At 58.1% G+C, this 16942-nt stretch carries 20 protein-coding genes; 7 read left to right on the top strand and 13 right to left on the bottom strand.

Translation table 11 applies throughout. The features are described from left to right. Positions 1 to 18: 18 nt before the first annotated feature. Together F0155_RS02955 and F0155_RS02950 are read left to right on the top strand one after the other, a co-directional pair. On the top strand, positions 19 to 777 hold the full coding sequence (locus F0155_RS02955) for a peptidoglycan-binding domain-containing protein (protein ID WP_150522979.1): 759 nt from the start codon (positions 19 to 21) through the stop codon (positions 775 to 777). An 80-nt stretch (positions 778 to 857) separates the two neighbouring features. Continuing rightward, positions 858 to 1232, top strand: a complete 375-nt coding sequence (locus tag F0155_RS02950; protein WP_150522978.1) for a DUF1491 family protein — start codon at positions 858 to 860, stop codon at positions 1230 to 1232. Here F0155_RS02950 and F0155_RS02945 read toward each other — a convergent pair. Beyond that, positions 1227 to 2390 carry a DUF2336 domain-containing protein gene (locus F0155_RS02945; RefSeq protein ID WP_150522977.1) on the bottom strand — a complete coding sequence of 388 codons (1164 nt, stop codon included), beginning with the start codon at positions 2388 to 2390 and terminating at the stop codon, positions 1227 to 1229. The two genes, F0155_RS02950 and F0155_RS02945, sit on opposite strands and share 6 nt — an antisense overlap. A 199-nt stretch (positions 2391 to 2589) precedes the next feature. Here F0155_RS02945 and F0155_RS02940 point away from each other — a divergent pair, with 199 nt between their 5' ends. Next, positions 2590 to 2799 carry a hypothetical protein gene (locus F0155_RS02940; protein WP_150522976.1) on the top strand — a complete coding sequence of 70 codons (210 nt, stop codon included), beginning with the start codon at positions 2590 to 2592 and terminating at the stop codon, positions 2797 to 2799. Between the two features lie 49 nt (positions 2800 to 2848). Beyond that, positions 2849 to 3721 (top strand): hypothetical protein, encoded by an 873-nt coding sequence (locus F0155_RS02935; protein ID WP_208999096.1) that lies wholly within the window; start codon positions 2849 to 2851, stop codon positions 3719 to 3721. Between the two features lie 578 nt (positions 3722 to 4299). On the opposite strand, the gene F0155_RS02930 is transcribed toward F0155_RS02935, so the two are convergent. From F0155_RS02930 to F0155_RS02920, 3 genes are read right to left on the bottom strand one after another with little or no spacing between them, the layout of a single operon-like run. Beyond that, a complete protein-coding gene (locus F0155_RS02930) occupies positions 4300 to 4860 on the bottom strand; it encodes a DUF1254 domain-containing protein (RefSeq protein ID WP_150522975.1) in 561 nt (186 codons plus the stop codon). Continuing rightward, the gene (locus F0155_RS02925; protein WP_150522974.1) at positions 4857 to 5531 is read right to left on the bottom strand and encodes a DUF1214 domain-containing protein; all 675 of its coding nucleotides are present in this window, start codon (positions 5529 to 5531) and stop codon (positions 4857 to 4859) included. Before F0155_RS02925 ends, F0155_RS02930 begins: the two co-directional genes overlap by 4 nt. Then, positions 5528 to 7630: a transglycosylase domain-containing protein gene (locus F0155_RS02920; RefSeq protein ID WP_150523082.1), complete on the bottom strand. Its 2103-nt coding sequence runs from the start codon at positions 7628 to 7630 to the stop codon at positions 5528 to 5530. The genes F0155_RS02925 and F0155_RS02920 overlap by 4 nt, the downstream gene beginning before the upstream one ends. Before the next feature lie 336 nt (positions 7631 to 7966). Between F0155_RS02920 and F0155_RS02915 the strand changes: the two genes are divergently transcribed. Further along, complete coding sequence (locus F0155_RS02915) at positions 7967 to 8440, top strand: YcgN family cysteine cluster protein (RefSeq protein ID WP_150522973.1); 474 nt, start codon at positions 7967 to 7969, stop codon at positions 8438 to 8440. Here F0155_RS02915 and F0155_RS02910 read toward each other — a convergent pair. Together F0155_RS02910 and F0155_RS02905 are read right to left on the bottom strand one after the other, a co-directional pair. Next, positions 8437 to 8658 carry a hypothetical protein gene (locus F0155_RS02910; protein WP_150522972.1) on the bottom strand — a complete coding sequence of 74 codons (222 nt, stop codon included), beginning with the start codon at positions 8656 to 8658 and terminating at the stop codon, positions 8437 to 8439. The two genes, F0155_RS02915 and F0155_RS02910, sit on opposite strands and share 4 nt — an antisense overlap. Positions 8659 to 8847: 189 nt before the next feature. Then, positions 8848 to 9495 (bottom strand): TetR/AcrR family transcriptional regulator, encoded by a 648-nt coding sequence (locus tag F0155_RS02905; RefSeq protein ID WP_150522971.1) that lies wholly within the window; start codon positions 9493 to 9495, stop codon positions 8848 to 8850. Between the two features lie 107 nt (positions 9496 to 9602). Between F0155_RS02905 and F0155_RS02900 the strand changes: the two genes are divergently transcribed. Beyond that, a complete protein-coding gene (locus F0155_RS02900; RefSeq protein WP_150522970.1) occupies positions 9603 to 10184 on the top strand; it encodes an NAD(P)H-dependent oxidoreductase in 582 nt (193 codons plus the stop codon). 69 nt (positions 10185 to 10253) lie between these two features. Here F0155_RS02900 and F0155_RS02895 read toward each other — a convergent pair whose 3' ends face one another. From F0155_RS02895 to F0155_RS02880, 4 genes are all read right to left on the bottom strand, one after another. Next, entirely contained in the window at positions 10254 to 10634 is a 381-nt protein-coding gene (locus tag F0155_RS02895; RefSeq protein WP_150522969.1) for a VOC family protein, read from the bottom strand. A 68-nt stretch (positions 10635 to 10702) separates the two neighbouring features. After that, entirely contained in the window at positions 10703 to 11476 is a 774-nt protein-coding gene (locus F0155_RS02890) for a helix-turn-helix domain-containing protein (protein ID WP_150522968.1), read from the bottom strand. Positions 11477 to 11501: 25 nt separating this feature from the next. Further along, entirely contained in the window at positions 11502 to 13139 is a 1638-nt protein-coding gene (locus tag F0155_RS02885) for an FMN-binding glutamate synthase family protein (RefSeq protein ID WP_150522967.1), read from the bottom strand. A gap of 77 nt (positions 13140 to 13216) precedes the next feature. After that, positions 13217 to 14512: a glycosyltransferase gene (locus F0155_RS02880; RefSeq protein WP_150522966.1), complete on the bottom strand. Its 1296-nt coding sequence runs from the start codon at positions 14510 to 14512 to the stop codon at positions 13217 to 13219. A 77-nt stretch (positions 14513 to 14589) separates the two neighbouring features. Between F0155_RS02880 and F0155_RS02875 the strand changes: the two genes are divergently transcribed. Continuing rightward, positions 14590 to 15015, top strand: coding sequence for a secondary thiamine-phosphate synthase enzyme YjbQ (locus tag F0155_RS02875; protein ID WP_150522965.1), 426 nt, complete (start codon positions 14590 to 14592; stop codon positions 15013 to 15015). 2 nt (positions 15016 to 15017) lie between these two features. Here F0155_RS02875 and F0155_RS02870 read toward each other — a convergent pair whose 3' ends face one another. The 3 genes from F0155_RS02870 to F0155_RS02860 form a co-directional block, all read right to left on the bottom strand. After that, entirely contained in the window at positions 15018 to 15392 is a 375-nt protein-coding gene (locus F0155_RS02870) for a hypothetical protein (RefSeq protein WP_204934381.1), read from the bottom strand. A 68-nt stretch (positions 15393 to 15460) separates the two neighbouring features. Then, positions 15461 to 15676, bottom strand: coding sequence for a hypothetical protein (locus tag F0155_RS02865; protein ID WP_150522964.1), 216 nt, complete (start codon positions 15674 to 15676; stop codon positions 15461 to 15463). 26 nt (positions 15677 to 15702) lie between these two features. Further along, positions 15703 to 16773: a GGDEF domain-containing protein gene (locus F0155_RS02860; RefSeq protein WP_150522963.1), complete on the bottom strand. Its 1071-nt coding sequence runs from the start codon at positions 16771 to 16773 to the stop codon at positions 15703 to 15705. Positions 16774 to 16942 lie beyond the last annotated feature (169 nt).

Raw genomic sequence — 16942 nt, 5'->3', positions numbered from 1 at the left:
AAGAACAAGGGACGGCATATGCCGCGTAGTCGAGGACAAAAGCAGACAGAAAAGAGCGAGAGCCTGATCGATCGGGTCGGCGGCTTTGCGCGTGACAATCCGGTTGCGGCTGGCGGCACGCTCGTCATGGCGCTGACAGGGTCTCTGATTGTCGCCAACGCTCTTGGTCTGCAGCCAGGTCGCCATCCGGCGCCGCTGTTCTCCACGCGCGATCAAGGCCAGGTTCAGCCTCAGGAAACCGTGTCGGTACCCGTTCAGCAGATGTCTCCGCTTGTTCTGGACATCCAGCTGGAATTGAGAAATCAGGGTCTTTACGAAGGCCCGCTGGATGGGGTCAACGGTCCGGCAACGGAGCGGGCCATTCGCCACATGCAGCGCAATCTCGGCAAGATGGAGAACGGCGAGCCGTCTGAAGCCTTGCTGGCCGCCATGTCCCTGAACAAGACGGCTAACGAGACAACACTGACGCAACCTGTCACCAGCTATGCGCCGATCCCTCGCCGCAAGCCGGGGCGGATTGTCGGGGCATCACCGGACACGTCGTTCGACGAGCAGCCCGTGGCCCAGCCGCCGAGGGATGCACGTCTTGCCAACATCCAGCGTCTGCTGGCCGAGCTTGGATATGGCCCTCTGCAGGCTGACGGCGCCATGGGTGAAAACACCTCGGCCGCCATCCGGCGCTTCGAGCTGGATCGGGGACTGCCGCTCAGCGGCGAGCCGAGCCCCGAGGTTGTCCGTCATCTGGAAAAGGTGACAGGTCAGCGGATCAGCAACTGACCCATGTGTGACAGAACCGCTCTGGACATTTCAGCTCTGACGGGTGAAGTGTCCGAGGCTGTTTCTGTTTCAGGTGTCCCATGCGTTTAACATCAGACTTTTTCGTCAGTGCGCTTGTCCGGCGGGTGTTCGGGGAAGGGGGGTTTGCTGCCGTTTCAAAAAAGGGCGCGCATGAGGCCGGAGCGATCTTCATTCTGGTCGATCGCCTGGACCGGACATTCGATCTCTACGGACCAGCACCACAGGCCTTCTTTGACGTGATGCAGCAAGGCGGGCGCCAGTTCGAGAAGATCCTGTCTTGCTCGGAAAAAGAGGCCGTCATGACAAGATTGGCGAGCGAAGACCGGATGGATCCGGACTATTGGCTCGTTGAAATCGAGGCCCGGGATGGGGCTGTCGATTTGCCTGTCGTCACTGACGAGCCCAAAGACAAGCCCGCTGATCCGTTTTTATGAGGCCTTGAAGCCCACGCGGCGACCGAAGGGCTTTTGCACCTGAGCAGGGTCCGCCGCAGGCGTGGCGCTTGCAGGTTCGTGGCGGCGCGCGGCGTCCGAATGAAACGGCTGATGCCCGGCTGCGGCTGCTGGCACTGCCTGCTGTGGCGCATCTTCGCTCCATTGGTCCAGAAGCACGCGAGCGGCATTGAGACTGATATTGTTGAATAGCGAGAAGACCGGACGGATCTGCAGCAGGCCGCGTCTGTGACCCAGCGTGCGGATGATCACCGTGGTTGCTTCTTCCTCGGAAAAACCCGTCGCCCTCAAGATGACGGCCAGCGTATCGCCGTTGTCTTCCGAGGAAATGAGGTCTGCGGTGGTGTCTGGCAGACGCACCGACTGGGCCAGCAGCTTGACGGCGTTCTGCGGGGTTTCCGATCGGGCGGCCTTCACCACCAATTCGACCAGATCGTCGTCCCGTACCAGCTCGTCGCCAAGCGGCAGTTGTCCGTTGGTATGGCCGACAAGGGCGGTCATTTCCGCGGCAGCGACCGCCTTGTTGCGCAGTTTCAAATCCAGATTGAAGAAATCGCGCATAAGGGCCTCCGGAGACTTCTTTGTTTCCCGGGTAATGTTCTCGACATAGGGAGCCACATCCTCCCCGGGTTTCAGGTCGGGTTTCGCTTTCTTGATGAAGCGGGAGATGCCGGGACGCGCCAGCAATCGTTGAACCACGTTTTCCCCGCCGAAGCGGCAGATATCCTCAACAATCTGCTCGGTGAGCACAGGCCGCTCGGCAATGGCCTGACGCAGGCTGTCAGGCCCGCGCTCGATCGTTTCCAGAAGGGTTGTCATCGGCAGATTGGACGCAAAGCGCAGTGCCGAATAGGCGGTCAGCGGATCTTCGTCGCGGGCCAGGGCATCCACCAGGGCCAAGGGCGCATCGCCATGCCGTGACAGGATGCTCGAAACCCGGCGCCGATCGGCAAGGCTCGCCTTGGGAAGCAGATTGAGGGCAAGTTCCTGAAAGACCCGCTTTTCCGCAGGATCGTGCCGGTCTCGGCTGACAAAAAGCTCGCACGCAGACAAAAGCACCCCGCGGTCCGACGACGGCGAAGACAGGTTGGATGCGGCAATTGCATCAGGGGCAGGATCGTTTTTCTGGAACTGGCTCATATTCTACGACACGAACAACACTATGACCCGCGACCGAAAAGGGGCTTATCGGCACCATGCGCGAAAAGCGTTAGCAAGCTGTTAACCCTGATGAAGGCTTAATAAGGCTTGTAAAAGTCGAAGTATTGCGTCGCCCAATGTACCCGGTATGCGTTTTGATGATTTTGAGCGCTGTCGTCAGGAACGAGAGGAGAAATCGATGGGTACTTTGCTGGATTTTGCATCCGCACCACGGCCCACAACCCGGTTGAAAAGAACCGACCGGACAGCCGACAGACACATGAACAGCCAGCGGGGAGAGGTTGTGATCTTTCCAGGTGTGCGCTACGAGCGCAAGGAACTTGATCTGGCTGCAAGAATCGGGACGATCAGTAAATCGGCTAGGCCAGCACTGCCGGACGCTGACTGAAGGTCTCGGGCTGGCCTGCCGATCATGAGGATCCGCGGAGACCAGCACCATGGGTTTTAGACCCGAAGCCAAAGCAGCACCGTGCCGACGCAATCACCCTGCGTCCGCTCCGGCCTTGCCAAAGCCGCTGTCGTCCGCACTGCTATCGCTTATGCTGCTCGCCGGTCTTTCGGCTTGCACGCGTCCCACCGGAGATTTTGACCGGGCTGCCCCTTCCGTGATCCATGACGAAGTCATGCCGGCAGTGGGAGAACAGGCTGCCAGATGGCGCGGCGATCCTGTTTCAAAATTCAACATGACCAACGACGAAGAGCTCCTTCGCGATCGCGCCTGGGCCTTGATCCGCCCCCCCTGGACCAAGGATTGGATTGGCGGAACAGTGGTTGAATTTTCTAGAACCCGGGCCTTGCCGGAAGCAGAAGGCAGGGTACCGCCGGACCTCTATTACATTTTCCTTCGAACCGACAAGTTTCGCTCAAGCGACGCCCGTTATGACCGTGTTGCCAGCGATGCACGCGGGGATTCCGAACTTGTGCCGCCCTTTTGCGAAATCGCCACGCGTGTGGGCAAGGCCGATCAGGAACGCCTGCGCGTTCTGGAAAGCAAAAGCCTGACCACAAGCGAAATCTACGAAGGGGCGAAAGCGAGGGTCTGGGAAAACCGGGCCGTGGTCAGTTGGGTGGCACAGGCACTGCGCTACCGCATCAAGGCTTACAGGACCGCGCTGGACAGTCTGGAGATTGAAACGCCAACGGGCGATCGCATGTGGCAGGTCAACACGGCCATTCGTCAGCTGGAAGGCCAAGTGCGCATCGCTGAAAAGGGCTGTGACGGCAAGGGAACCGGACTGAGCGAAGCTCCTGTTCGCCGATCCCGGATCTTCCAGAGCTGGGGTGACGAGCGGCCGGCTCCGCAAAAGTGATCCTGCTTTTTCCGAAATAGACCATCCGGAGTACGGAGTTTCCCGGGTAGAATTGCCGCGCCGTTTGGAGCAAGGTGCCGCTGCGTTCGCGGCTAGGGTATTTCCAGGCGAAGTGGATACCGGTTCGCCGTCAGGAAATGCGCCAAATCAGTTACTTGGAGCACGTCGCGTGATTCAGTGAATGCGAGACGTGCTCTATTGGCCCATGGAAAACCACCGCCTTCCAGCGGCAGCTGAAAAACGGTGGGAAGTTGAGTTCAGTCTCGTGCAGGAAGAATGATTTGCGGTGGCAAATCGAACTGCGGGAGCAATATGTGAACACGAAGATGCAGGTGGCGGCCCGCGATTTGTGTCTGGTCTCCTATTGGTCCCCCAGCTCTCAAGCGACTGATCGCAACGGGTAATTAATTTGCTGCGACAAATAAAATATGTGCCACTAGCATGTATAAGGATACTTAGTGAAACTTCTTAAGTAGTTTTATCATGAGTGAAATTGCAGATAAAATTAGAATTGCGAATGCCTTGAAGGGGTTGGTTCAAAAAGTGCCTTAGCGGAAAGCGTAGGGCTCCACGCAGGGTTACACGAGCGGTTCGCAGTCTGCCGACAAGAGCGCAGCGGCTGTTTCGGGCGCGAGCGTCTCGTTTGGAACATAGGCCCGAAGAAGGGCAAAGCCCGCAGTCCTGTCCGTCTCGATCACGATCAGGTCTTCGAGGTTTTCCGGCGGATTTTCGCGCAAGATCGACAATTGTTCCGCAGATAGCAGCAGGAGTGACAGGGACGCGGACCCCGCCGTCCGATTGTTCAGGCTGTAGATGATCTGCCCGCTTTCATCAAAAAGCCCGATGGACCAGAAGGAGGTCGGCAGACTTGCGGTGAAGAGCACCGGCCCCTGATCCAGCTGGAACCGGCAGGCCGCATGGGTCATGGCGGGGTCAAGCGCGGGCAGGGCTTCCTCTCCCGGCCGTATCGTTTCCAGAATATTGAATTGAAAATCAGGTCCGAATTTCGCCGTGGTGGCATAAGCGCTGTGGGTGACATTTTTCGGGATCGAGAGGATCACGAGAATATGCACGATCCCGGCAATCGCCAGAATTGCCAGAAGGCCGATGGTCCAGCTCATGCGCCGCGACAGCATCATTGGCAAAGCCCCCGCGTAATGGAGGGCATCGACACGCCGTCCAGTGCGCCGCCGGTTGTGACCGGCGCATCATAAAGACGGACGGTCAGAACCAGCCCGTCGCGGGGCCTCGCATAGCGGGGCAGCGGCAACCAGTTGCCGGGCTCCGGTCGCACGGCTGCCGTGATCTCGAAGCTTCCATCCTCGCGCCGCAGCAGCTGATCACTGGTTACATAGGTGCGGCCTGCATAGGTTTCCTGCAGGCGACCGCTCGCAGTTGTGGCGGTCAGCGTCCAGAAGCGGGCAGTCGGGGTCTGTCCGGAAATCGTGTAGGTGCAGGTCGGGTCAAGGCGGCGGCCGTTGCTGTCGGAATAGGCTGTCAACATCAGCCCTTCACCCGAGGCCAGCGGCACCAGCGCCCCGCGGGTGTAGATCGCGATGGAATAGGGGTCTGAGTCCCGTGTGCCGGCCTGCGGATAAGCCTCCCACGGCCCGATGGCAACGGGCAGAAGAGGGCGATCCCGTTCAATCACCACATAGGCGCTGACAATGCCGAGCAGCGCGCCGAGGATCATGACCATCATGACAGCCAGCGTAGATCGCAATGGAGCAGGGCGGCGCACCTGCAGGATCGCAGGCAGATCAGAGCGAAAGAGGTTTTCCTCGCCAACGGGTTGCCACTGCCTGTTCATTGGGCTTGGGCCACGCTTTGATCAGGTGCGACAGCGGCTGCCTGCGAGGTCTTGATGGCTTTCAAGTTGGAGCCAATATCCTTGAGAACCGACAGGGCCCGGGCATTCAAAATGCGCGGCTGCGGCGGTGCATCATCCTGTGTGACCGTTTTTGCCAGCTGCGGGCGTTGCAGCGTGCTGGCATCAATTCCGGGCAGGGAGGCCACTTCGATGCCGTTATGGGCATAGGCCATAAACTTCTCCCAGGTCATGGCGGGCAGACTGCCGCCAGTCAGTCGTCTGGTCGGCTGGAAGTTGTCGTTGCCATACCAGACAGCGCCCACGAAATTGCCCGTATAGCCAACAAACCAGGCATCGCGGTAAGCGTTGGTGGTTCCGGTTTTTCCGGCGGCGATCACGTTTTCCAGCCTCGCCCGGCGCCCTGTGCCCGCTTCCACCACATTGACCAGAATGTCGTTCATTTCGGCCACCTTGTCGGCAGGCAGAACCCGTGCCGGCAGGGGCTCAACTTCCTCGCGCCTGTACAGCGTCTCACCGACACTGTTCTGCACTTCCACAATGGCATAGGGCTCGGCCCGCAATCCGCCATTGGCAAAGGTGGCATAGGAGGCGGCCATGTCCATGACTGTTACTTCTGATGAGCCAATGGGCAGCGATACGGAGTTCTGCAACTCGTTGGTGATGCCCATCTTGTAGGCGGTCTCGATGATCTTGTCGCGGCCGATAGCCTGCGCAAGGCGGACCGGGATCGTGTTGATCGACTTCGTCAGGGCCAGTTTCAGACTGACCGGTCCGCGATAGCTGCGGGTGTAGTTCTTCGGCGACCAGTTGCCGATGGAGATCGGCCGATCCGGCACGATGCTGTCCTTGGAATAGCCGTTCATGAAGGCGGTTATGTAGACAAAGGGCTTGAAGGTCGAGCCGGGCTGGCGCAGCGCATTGGTGGCGCGGTTGAACTGGCTGTTGCCATAGGAACTGCCGCCCACCATGGCAACGACCGCCCCATCCGGCACCATGGCCACAAAGGCAGCCTCGTTGACATCACGCGCCTTGCCTTCATCCCGCAAGGTTGTTTCCACCGCAAAATCCGCCTGCCGCTGCAGCGCCGGGTCAAAGGTGGTGCGGACGGTCAGGATACGGTCATTGGCAAGGGAGGGTGTAGCGCGGGCCAGTTGCTTGACCTCTTCCAGAGCCCAGTCGAGATAATATTCCGGCAGGCGCTCCTGAGACCGGTCAATGGCTATGGCGGGATTCCGGCGGGCGCCGATCACCTGGCCTTCGGTCAGCAGACCGGCCTGAACCATGTTGGTCAGGACTTCATTGGCGCGAGCACGGGCTGCAGGCAGGTTCACATGCGGCGCGTATTTTGTCGGCGCCTTGTAGAGCCCGGCCAGCATCGCGCTTTCCGCCAACGACAACTCGCGGACACTCTTGTTGAAATAGAATTCAGCAGCCGCTGTGACCCCGAAAACCCCGCCACCCATATAGGCGCGGTCGAGATACAGTTTCAGGATTTCCTGCTTCGTCAGGTTCGCTTCCAACCATAGGGCAAGATAGGCTTCCTTGATCTTGCGGCCGAGCGTGCGTTCATTCGAAAGGAACAGGTTCTTGGCCAGCTGCTGCGTCAGCGACGAGCCCCCCTGAACAACCCCGCCAGCGCGTGCATTTTCCACCATGGCACGGAGTGTGCCCATGACATCAATGCCGAAATGATAAAAGAACCGGCGGTCTTCCGTGGCCAAAGTCGCCTTGATGAGCGCGTCCGGAATTTCGGTGAGCGGCACGCTGTCGTTCAGGACGATCCCGCGCTTGCCGATCTCGTTACCGAAACGGTCGAGGAAGGTGACGGAGAAATCGTCGGTGGTTCTCCAGTCGGCATGCCGCGTTGCCTCGAAAGCCGGCTGGGCGAAGGCAAGCACCACGATGAAGCCGAGAACGCCATAGGTGAGGCCATCTGAAGACAGCTCGGCGGCAACCCGCCAGCCACCCCTGGCCCGAAACCGCCGCAAGAATGTGTCATAGGCCTCGAAAACGCGTGCGATGGCAGAGCCAATCGTCCACAGCGCAGTGTCGACCCAGGCGTCGACCGCCAGCAGCATGTGCGAGAATTTTCGCTTCGGCCGTACCTGCGATATCGCTGACTGCTTTTCGTCTTCGGGCGGTTGCTCGCTCACGGTCTGAAGAAACCTGTTCCGTCCTCGTCACAATTACAGACAAAATAGCCGGTTGCAGCGCAAATGAGAACCGCAGTGTTTCGCAAAAAGTGAAATTAGAAGACGGCTGGTGGTTTGGCGGGTGGCAAGGGGTGGAAGCAGAGTAGCCGTGATGCCCGTCGGCATTTGGTTGCCTGCCTGCAAAAGGCGTGATACCCGGCGTTTCCCGCTTTGCTTGCCAGGGTCAGTTCACAAGCTGCCCGAGCCCTGAAAGGACGATGCATGTCGTCAACCGAAGTCACCCCGTTCTGGAAGACCAAGAGCCTTGATGAAATGTCTCCGGCTGAATGGGAATCCCTGTGCGACGGCTGCGCACGCTGCTGTCTGAACAAGCTTGAGGACTGGGACAGTGGCGAGATCGTGTGGACGGATGTGCGCTGCACCTTGCTCGATGGCGACAGCTGCCGCTGCAAGGACTACGACAATCGGGCCGCGACCGTGCCGGACTGCATTCAGCTGACACCATCTGAAGTGCGCACGCTGACCTGGTTGCCGCCCACCTGCGCCTACCGTCTGGTTCGAGACGGCGAAGACCTCTACTGGTGGCACCCGCTTGTTTCCGGCGATCCTGACACCGTGCATCAGGCCGGCATTTCCGTTCAGGGACGCACCGTGTCGGAAGAGGGAATGGCGCTCGAGGATTACGAGCACCATGTTGTCTCATGGCCGGGGGAGGTCCCGCAAACCAGCGATTAACCGGCTGTGGTGAACTGGTCGTTGGCCTTGCAGAAGATCTTCACATACTCGCCTTCATGAACAACGCCGGATGTTGCGGCATAGCGCTGGCCGTTGATCATGCAGAAAGCGAGTTGGTGATTTCCGGGGGCAACCATCCAGCTTAGGGCTGTTTCTCTGTTGCAATCCTGAATCGAGACTGTGGACAAGCACACAGCGACATAGGCGGTGAAGAGCATGACGTGGTTCCTTGATGGGGTCAAGTATATGTTTTATATGCACAATCCCGGATTTTTCTTGTCGGGATGAGTCATGCTCTCATATGGTTAAGAAGTTGTCCATACTGGGAGTTGTATCGATCGTCTTTCCGCTATTGCTGGCAGTAAGTAAGACGAATTCGATAAAGACGATTCACCAATTGTTAACGGTTATTCATTGGCGGGGGCAGAAATCAGGAATGCTTCCACATGGCGCCTGATCCTCTGGGCAAGCAAATCGCGATCTTCAAGTTGGTGTGAGCGGCGAAGGATTGCGCCGTGGCACATGAAGGCGATCAAACCGTCGACCATTTCTTGCGGGTTCCGGTCACGGCGCAAACGGGGGCGCATGTCGTCGGACGTTTGCCACTTGGCCAGGAACGAGGCCAGATGAGCGTCCAGACTGTCCAGCTGTTCGACGAATTCCGGAGCGCAATTTCCCTTGGTCGCGCCAATATTGTCCATGAAAATCCGTAGCATCACAGGGGTGTGAGTGATCACGTCGACCAGTTTCATCATGCGCGACACGAGCACCGTTAGCGGATCTTCCTTTCCGGCGGCATCAAACATGTCGTCATTGTCGGTTGCAGCGCGCAGCGCTGTCAGGCGATCGAGCAGAACGTAGGAATAGAGCCCGTCCATATCGCCGAAATGAGCGAAGATCGTTCCCTTGGCGACCCCTGCGGCCTGCGCAAGCGCTTCTGCCGTAATGTCCTCCAGCGAAGACGTGCCCGCCATTTCCTGTGCGGCTTCGAGGATGCGATTGCGGGTCAGAAGGGTTCTGGCCTGAGGTTTCCGGGTGCGAGGCTGGTCTGTCATCACTCTGTCAAAAAATGACCATGGTCAAAATAATTCTTGACCTTCGACATTAGATCATTAAAAAAATGACCACGGTCAATTAATTTCGTTTCTTACAGGAGCAGGCGATGAGCCGAAAGATTTTGGTGCTGGATGGCCATCCGGCAGGGGACAGTTTTTGCGGGGCGTTGGCTGTCGCCTATGCCGAGAGCGCGAAAGGCAGCGGCAATGAGGTTCGTCGCATTGCCTTGTCTGCGCTGAGGTTCGACCCTGATCTTGGCACGTCCAGCTTCCATAACACGAAGCCATGGGAGCCGGATCTGGAGGCTTTTTTCGCGGATCTGGAATGGTGCGATCATTTCGTTCTGGCGCATCCCCTTTGGTGGGGCGGCATGCCTGCCAAACTGAAGGGCCTGATCGACCGTGTCTTTCTGCCCGGCAAGACCTTCAAATATGTCAAGGGCAACTCCCTGCCGGAGAAGCTGATGCAGGGTCGGACATCGGAAGTTCTGGTGACAGCGGACACGCCCGGATGGATCTTTCGCTGGATTTATGGGGCGGGCATTCAAAAGCAGACCCAAAAGCAGATCCTGAATTTCTGCGGCCTGAAAATGACCGGATACCATTGGTTTGCCCCGATCATGGGATCTGCTGACGCGGACCGCGAGAAAATGCTGGTCCGCGCTGCAAGGCTTGGCGAGCGGGCCTGAGTTTCCCGAGTAGGGAAATGGGGATAGGGCGGGGCGTTGTCGCCCCGCCCCGGCAGAGGCTCTAACCAATCAATTCATTGAGCTGATGCCAAAGAGGTTGCCTTCCGTATCCTGGCACAGGCTCACCCAGCCATACTCCCCAATGGAGAATTTGGGGCGGATGACCTGACCGCCGGCAGCGACAACGCGGGCCTCCTCGGTGGCGCAGTCCTCGGCATTGAAATAGACGATTGTACCGCCCGGGCCCGGCCTACCATGCGGGGTCTTTGACAACGCCCCTCCTGCGCCATAGGCGCTCATGTCTGCCGGAAAGCTCATCATCTGGCTTTCGCCGGTCGGGTCTCCAATCGCCTCCAGCTTCTGGCCCAGAACCGTTTCGTAGAAGCGGACGGCGCGCTCCATGTCGTCAACAAAGATATCAAACCAGCCAATCGCGTTCATCTGTGTCATGCCAATCTCCTGTCATGGTCAACCATGCTGCAGGCCTAACAGGAGAGCGCTGGCGGGTATTGTAGATTTCAGACATCGAACTTTTTGGAGTAGCGCGCAGGCGTATATCCGGTTGCCCGTTTGAACGAATGAATGAAATGCGACTGATCAGCGTAGGAAAGCGACGGCTCTCCCTTGAGCGACTGCTGGAGCCTCAGAACCTTCAGGAAATCATGTGGGGTAAAGCCGGTGGTGGCTTTCAAGGTGCGCTGCAGCTGGCGGGCTGAGAGATGCGCCGCCTCGGCCATGTCTGCAACGCAATGAATGTCTTCCAGCTGGTCGAAGATCTTCTCGGTCACCGGGTTTGGAACCACGGTCCCCCGATGGACCAGATCATCGACAAAGCCCGACAAATCGGACTGGCTCTCGGCAAAACCCTTGGCAGAGACGGCTGCGGACAGGGAGACGAGTGGCAAGGCGCCTGAATAAGGCGTATCGACGAGACCATAGTGGACTGGCTCCATGGTAGGTTGCCAGACACCGGGCAGGAAGCGGATGTTGACGAAGTGAAAGGACCGGCCAAGGTTCAGTTCCTCGGACGAGGCCTTCAAGCGTGTGACCCCGGCAATCCGCGTGTCGCTCTGGTCCAGCACAACATAGGTGCAGGCATCGGGAAGGGCATGAAACCGGTAGTCTTCACCAAGTGCGCCTTGCGTTTTCAACTCCAGAAAACGATGCACAACGCTACGCAAATGATCGGGCGGTTCTGTCTCGGCAAAGTGCACCGTTTCAAAGGCCTTGTCCCTGCCATGGCCCTTCGGGTCATAGGGACGTGTCGACTTGTTTGTGCCAGAACCGCTCATCTCAGGCCCATTCAGTCAGGCCCTTTCAGGCTGCGGAACTGCCAAATTTCGCCTCGCTGACGGATTTCAGCGGAGCAAAGCTGGCCGGGTCGGCAATGCGCCAATAGAGCGAGTAGCCCGGAATGTCGTGATCATCGGCTAGTAACGCGCCGGGTTTCACCCATGTCATGGCGGCGCTTGCCGGTTGCACGGCGCGGTGGCCTTCATGGATGAAAAGATGTTCCGGGCGGAACTCGGAAGGATGATTGAGACCGGACGCAGCCGTGAAATCGGACAAAGCCTTCAGCGTGTTCTTGTGGAAGTGATAGACCCGGTCCGCCTTGTCCGGCACCACAAGGGCCTTCTGGCGCTCCGGGTCCTGCGTTCCAACGCCGGTCGGGCAGCGGTTGGTGTGGCAGCTCTGCGACTGGATGCAGCCAACGGCAAACATGAAGCCACGGGCAGAGTTCACCCAGTCGGCGCCAAGGCACAAGGCGCTGGCAAGATCAAAGGCGGAAATCAGCTTGCCGCTGGCGCCAATCTTGATGTCCTTGCGGATCCCCGCGCCCACGAGCGTGTTGTGCACGAAGGAAAGGCCCTGCCGCAGCGGTGTGCCAAGCCGGTTGGTGAACTCGACGGGAGCCGCTCCCGTTCCACCTTCCGCGCCATCAACGACGATGAAGTCCGGCTTGATGCCCGTGTCCAGCATCGCCTTCACGATGGCCATGAATTCCCACTTGTGGCCAAGGCAGAGCTTGAAGCCGACAGGCTTTCCGTCCGAGAGTTCCCGAAGCTGCTTGATGAAGTTCAACAGGCCGAGCGGGGTGGAGAAGGCCGGATGCGAGGCAGGCGAGACGCATTCCTTGCCAATCGGAATGCCGCGCGCCTCGGCGATTTCTGCTGTCACCTTCGGTCCGGGCAGAACGCCGCCATGGCCGGGTTTTGCGCCCTGACTGAGCTTGATCTCCACCATCTTGACCTGGGGATCCTTGACCTGCGCTGCAAACTTCTGCGCGTCAAAGCCGCCATCTTGCGCCCGGCAGCCGAAATAGCCGCTGCCCAGTTCCCAGATGAGATCGCCGCCGCCCTGCCGATGATAGCGGGAGATGCTGCCTTCGCCAGTGTCATGGGCAAAGCCACCGCGCTTGGCACCCGTGTTGAGCGCCAAAATTGCATTGGCGCTGAGGGAGCCGAAGCTCATGGCGGAAATGTTGAATAGCGACGCCGAATAGGGCTGCGTGCAATCCGGACCGCCGATGGTCACACGAAGGTCCTGAGTGCCATGCGCATGGGGCACCATCGAATGGTTCACCCATGCATAATCCTGCGCATAGACATCGTATTCTGTCCCGAACGGCGTATTGCCTTCGATGTTCTTGGCGCGGTCATAGACCAGTGAACGCTTTTCGCGCGAGAACGGCCGCCCGTCCTGATTGCTTTCAAAGAAATACTGCCGCATTTCGGGGCGGATGGATTCAAACAGATAGCGGAAATGTCCGATCACCGGGTAGTTGCGCAAGACCGCATGCCGCTTCTGGCAAAGGTCCCAAATCCCGACAGCGCCGAGTGCGCCAAATATCAGGGCACCCCAGAAAAACCAGGCTGTCCAGACCAGCCCCAAAAGAAAAAACAGGATCGCCGCAAGGCAGCAAAGGTAAAATGCAAAATGGCGGGAAGGGGGCATGCGGGTCAGTCCTCTCCGAAGAATCTCTCGCCCCAAGGTGTGTCAGGGGTTTGAGGGAAAGAAAAGCCCAAAGCGGTCTACAAGTATGTCTTTATCAGCATTCGCGCGGTGCCGGCAGCTCCCGGTTCACCGGCCATGACCGATGCGGCTTTCTCCGCATTTTGGCGATAGGTCGGTTGTTCCAGATCTTTAAGAGCTTGGGCAAAGGTTTCTGCTGTCAGGTGCTTTTGCTTGATGGGGGCTGGGCCGGCGCCAATGGTGGCCACCTGCTTGCCCCAGAAGGGTTGATCGCCAAAGACGGGCGAGATGAAGGAGGGCTTGCCCCAGCGCAGGGCTTCGTGGGTCGTGCCGGACCCGCCATGGTGGACAATGGCCGCGCATTTCGGGAACAGCCACGAATGCGGCGCCTTTTCAAGAACATGCACCCTGCTCCTTAGCGTCTCCGGAAGGTCATGAGGTGCAAGACCGCCCCATCCGGTCGAAAGGATGGCGCGAGAGGCTCCCCGCTCAAGACCGGTCAGGATCATTTGCGTAAAGCCTTGCGGGTCCTTGCTCGGCATGGAGCCAAACCCGACATAGATCGGTGGTGGTCCGCTTTCCAGAAACGCGGCAAGCTCTGGCGGAGGTGAATAATGCGCATCCGGCTCGGTGAACCAGTAGCCGGTTGAGCGCACATGAGCGGGCCAGTCGGACGCGTTTGGAACAAGGGCCGAAGAATAGCCCTGCAGGGAGAGAACAGCGCCTCCGCTCGGGTCAAACCCGTCCACCAGATCGCCGCGCTTCTTGTGATCTTCTCCCGTTAGCCCGGTCATGAATTTCATCAAGTGGCCAATGCCGAGATAAAAGAGCTTTCGGAACGCCCACCAGCTGGCGCGGTTGCCGATGGAGCCAAGATTCGGAAGGCCGAACAGGGCAATCGGGTAGTCCGATGTGGCCGCAAGGATCGGCTGCAGGCAGGTCGGCAGGGCCGGAACGCCGAGTTTGCGAGCAGCAATGGTGATTGTGGCTGCCTTGACATTGAAAAGGATCAGGTCCGGCTTTTCGCTCAATGTTTCGCGGTAGAGCGTTTCAGCCACCTCCTGCTGGAGTCGGGTTGTGTCCCGTGCAGCCTGAATCATTCCGCGCAGGGAAAACAGCGCCTCGCGCATTGAGGTAGAGCCAAGGAGTGTCTGGTAGTTGATCGGCAGAACCAGAGGCCGCGCCCCGGCAGCGCGGATCATGTCGTCGAAGCCTTCGCCGGTTGCCAGCACAACTTCTGCGCCCTCGGCATGCAACGCACGGGCAAGGCTGACATAAGGCTGGACATCGCCCCGGGTGCCGAGACTTGCAATCAGGATTTTGGGGCGTTGCACGCTTGGGTCAGAAGAAGACATTTTGAAAACCCGTTTGATCAGAATGTCTTTCAGGTGGCCGAGTTCTGTGGCATTTGCAAGGCCGGAAGGGGAACCGGATGCATCACCGTTTTGAACTTCATACGCGCGGACAGGGGCTCACCGAATTCACGGCGCAGGTTGCAAGCTGGCTGAAGGCGAGCGGGGCACGCGACGGCCTGTTGACGCTGTTTGTGCGTCATACGTCCTGTTCCCTGCTCATTCAGGAAAACGCCGATCCGGAAGTTCAAACGGACATGGCCGCCTTTTTCCAGCGGCTGGTGCCGCCGAGCGATCATCCTTCGATGAGCTATCTCACCCACACCTATGAGGGGCCGGATGACATGCCAGCCCATATCAAGGCCGCGCTCCTGCCGGTCTCGTTGTCCATTCCGGTTGAAAGTGGCCGAATGGCACTGGGCACCTGGCAGGGCATATATCTGTTCGAGCACCGCGACCGGCCTCACCAACGGCAGGTCGCGGCACACTTCCTGTCAGACAGGTAGGATCAAACCCAACGTTCAATGGCTTCGGCGGAATCTTCCGGACGGGTGTTGAAGGCGATTCTGGCCTTTGGCGCGTGTTCGTGCACCACGTTCACCAGCCGCTCGAACACGAGGAAATGGTCGTCTACGCGGCGAACCCCGGCACCGATCATGACGATGTCAAAGTCGTCCTGTTCGAGAATGGATTGAACATCGCCCGCAGCTGACTCGGCGGTGTGAATGAAGGCCAGCGTAATGTCATGCCCTGTCGCGGCAATCTTGTCCTTGTCGGCGTTTAGCATGGCCAGCAGCTTTTCCGGCGTCAGATCCGGCCATTTGGTATAATCGATTGCAGTAGCTGTTGGATGCCAGCCAACCATCAAGACGCGTTTTCCCATTATGTCACCTGATAATATTTGAAGTGTTTTGTTCGACAGCAGACACTTGGTGACGTAGCGGGACTTCTTCAATGGGCGCGCGGAAAACAAAGGCCGGTGGCGGCTGTCCGGATAGCCGTTGTGCCGAATTCGCTGGAATAGGAAAAAATTCTTGACAGCGTGACGATGTTCTGATAGGGTTTTGCCATGATCGGAAAACTGCGGCTGAGGCGCTGTTCCGGTTTTTTCTGAACATCAAGAAGAACAAGAAGTATCAGTGCCGGACCAGAGGTCGCGTCCAGCAAAGGTGTTTTCGTGTTCGCCGGAGCTGTTATTCCGCAGCGTCCTGTGTCGAGGCGGTCTTTTGTTCCTTCTTGGCGCTCTTGTCCGCATACATTTTTTCGTCGGCTTCATGGAGCAGGCGCGTCTCGTCCTTGTATTCCTGATGTCCGGTTTCCGAAACGCCGATGCTGATTGTATTGTTCGGGTAACGCCCTGAAAAGGCGTCCTGAATGAGATCGGCAATTGCAAAGGCGCCTGCCTGATCGCAATCGGGAAGGATGACGCAGAACTCGTCTCCGCCGATCCGGCAGGCAAAATCGGCGCTTCGCATGTTCTCGGTAATGCACTTCGCCAGATCGACAAGGATCTCGTCGCCCTTTGCATGGCCCTTGGTGTCGTTGACCTGCTTGAAGTCGTCCACGTCAATGTAGATGACCGAAAGAATGGACTTGCGTCGCTGCGCCATGGCGATTTCGCGGCGAAGGATTTTCTGCATCCCGCGGATGTTCAGGATGTTCGTGAGGGAGTCACGCTCGGCATAGGTGCCCAGGAGCTTGTTCTTTTCCTCAAGCTCGTTGGCATACAGGATTGCCCGTTTCTTGACGTTTTCAACTTCGGTCACGACCGTATGAATGTAGGTGTCGAACACAAGGGTCGTGTCGAAATGCAGGAGCTTGTCCAGCGCCAGTAGCGATTTCTGTAGCCGCTCGGTGTCAGTCTCGTGTGCTGCAAGGGTTTCGGTGAGGATCGACTTCAGGGTCAACATCCCGGCGAGATAGAATTTCGGCTCCACGCCGATGCGTTTGTGAACGAGACCGATCCGCAGTCGGTTGTTCACATACTCATGATCGTAGTAGCCCGAAAAGAGTTCAACGACATAGCGCCTCAAGGCATTTCTGAGGCGTCGCATTGTCTCTGAATCGCCGATCAGAAGGGCCACCTCGTCGTGGTTTGCCTGCACTTCGTAGAACTGCTCAACGACTGTTTCCGCGCAAGCTTCGACAATGGGCTTGTAGCCGGAAAGCAGGTCGAGTTCCTCGGCTGAAATACCTAGGATTTTCAGCCGATCGGCAATCTCCAGATTGCTGATGTGGAGCATCTCTACAAGTGTTTTGTCCATTTTGGGCGCCTGCCGCAGTCACGAGTCTGATATTCTACTGAGTTAAAGATGTAGGGTAATACAAATAAAAAAGCGTAAAGCGGGAATAATGATGCGTGTTATTGCGCATTGTTATTGCGAAAATATATGTAGTTATCTCAATAAAAGAGATTTTGAGCAGTAATAAATG

The organism is Roseibium sediminis (genome assembly GCF_008711325.1).
Lineage (GTDB): Bacteria > Pseudomonadota > Alphaproteobacteria > Rhizobiales > Stappiaceae > Roseibium > Roseibium sediminis.
The sequence above is the reverse complement of the archived record's forward strand: the minus strand, read 5'-3'. Positions and strand labels throughout refer to the sequence as shown.

What these genes read in the sequence shown, in the direction of transcription:
- F0155_RS02955 (WP_150522979.1), top strand. Translation starts at nt 19, where the DNA reads ATGCCGCGTAGTCGAGGACAAAAGCAGACAGAAAAGAGCGAGAGCCTG.
- F0155_RS02950 (WP_150522978.1), top strand. Translation starts at nt 858, where the DNA reads ATGCGTTTAACATCAGACTTTTTCGTCAGTGCGCTTGTCCGGCGGGTG.
- F0155_RS02945 (WP_150522977.1), bottom strand. Translation starts at nt 2,390, where the DNA reads ATGAGCCAGTTCCAGAAAAACGATCCTGCCCCTGATGCAATTGCCGCA.
- F0155_RS02940 (WP_150522976.1), top strand. Translation starts at nt 2,590, where the DNA reads ATGGGTACTTTGCTGGATTTTGCATCCGCACCACGGCCCACAACCCGG.
- F0155_RS02935 (WP_208999096.1), top strand. Translation starts at nt 2,849, where the DNA reads ATGGGTTTTAGACCCGAAGCCAAAGCAGCACCGTGCCGACGCAATCAC.
- F0155_RS02930 (WP_150522975.1), bottom strand. Translation starts at nt 4,860, where the DNA reads ATGATGCTGTCGCGGCGCATGAGCTGGACCATCGGCCTTCTGGCAATT.
- F0155_RS02925 (WP_150522974.1), bottom strand. Translation starts at nt 5,531, where the DNA reads ATGAACAGGCAGTGGCAACCCGTTGGCGAGGAAAACCTCTTTCGCTCT.
- F0155_RS02920 (WP_150523082.1), bottom strand. Translation starts at nt 7,630, where the DNA reads ATGCTGCTGGCGGTCGACGCCTGGGTCGACACTGCGCTGTGGACGATT.
- F0155_RS02915 (WP_150522973.1), top strand. Translation starts at nt 7,967, where the DNA reads ATGTCGTCAACCGAAGTCACCCCGTTCTGGAAGACCAAGAGCCTTGAT.
- F0155_RS02910 (WP_150522972.1), bottom strand. Translation starts at nt 8,658, where the DNA reads ATGCTCTTCACCGCCTATGTCGCTGTGTGCTTGTCCACAGTCTCGATT.
- F0155_RS02905 (WP_150522971.1), bottom strand. Translation starts at nt 9,495, where the DNA reads ATGACAGACCAGCCTCGCACCCGGAAACCTCAGGCCAGAACCCTTCTG.
- F0155_RS02900 (WP_150522970.1), top strand. Translation starts at nt 9,603, where the DNA reads ATGAGCCGAAAGATTTTGGTGCTGGATGGCCATCCGGCAGGGGACAGT.
- F0155_RS02895 (WP_150522969.1), bottom strand. Translation starts at nt 10,634, where the DNA reads ATGACACAGATGAACGCGATTGGCTGGTTTGATATCTTTGTTGACGAC.
- F0155_RS02890 (WP_150522968.1), bottom strand. Translation starts at nt 11,476, where the DNA reads ATGAGCGGTTCTGGCACAAACAAGTCGACACGTCCCTATGACCCGAAG.
- F0155_RS02885 (WP_150522967.1), bottom strand. Translation starts at nt 13,139, where the DNA reads ATGCCCCCTTCCCGCCATTTTGCATTTTACCTTTGCTGCCTTGCGGCG.
- F0155_RS02880 (WP_150522966.1), bottom strand. Translation starts at nt 14,512, where the DNA reads ATGTCTTCTTCTGACCCAAGCGTGCAACGCCCCAAAATCCTGATTGCA.
- F0155_RS02875 (WP_150522965.1), top strand. Translation starts at nt 14,590, where the DNA reads ATGCATCACCGTTTTGAACTTCATACGCGCGGACAGGGGCTCACCGAA.
- F0155_RS02870 (WP_204934381.1), bottom strand. Translation starts at nt 15,392, where the DNA reads ATGGGAAAACGCGTCTTGATGGTTGGCTGGCATCCAACAGCTACTGCA.
- F0155_RS02860 (WP_150522963.1), bottom strand. Translation starts at nt 16,773, where the DNA reads ATGGACAAAACACTTGTAGAGATGCTCCACATCAGCAATCTGGAGATT.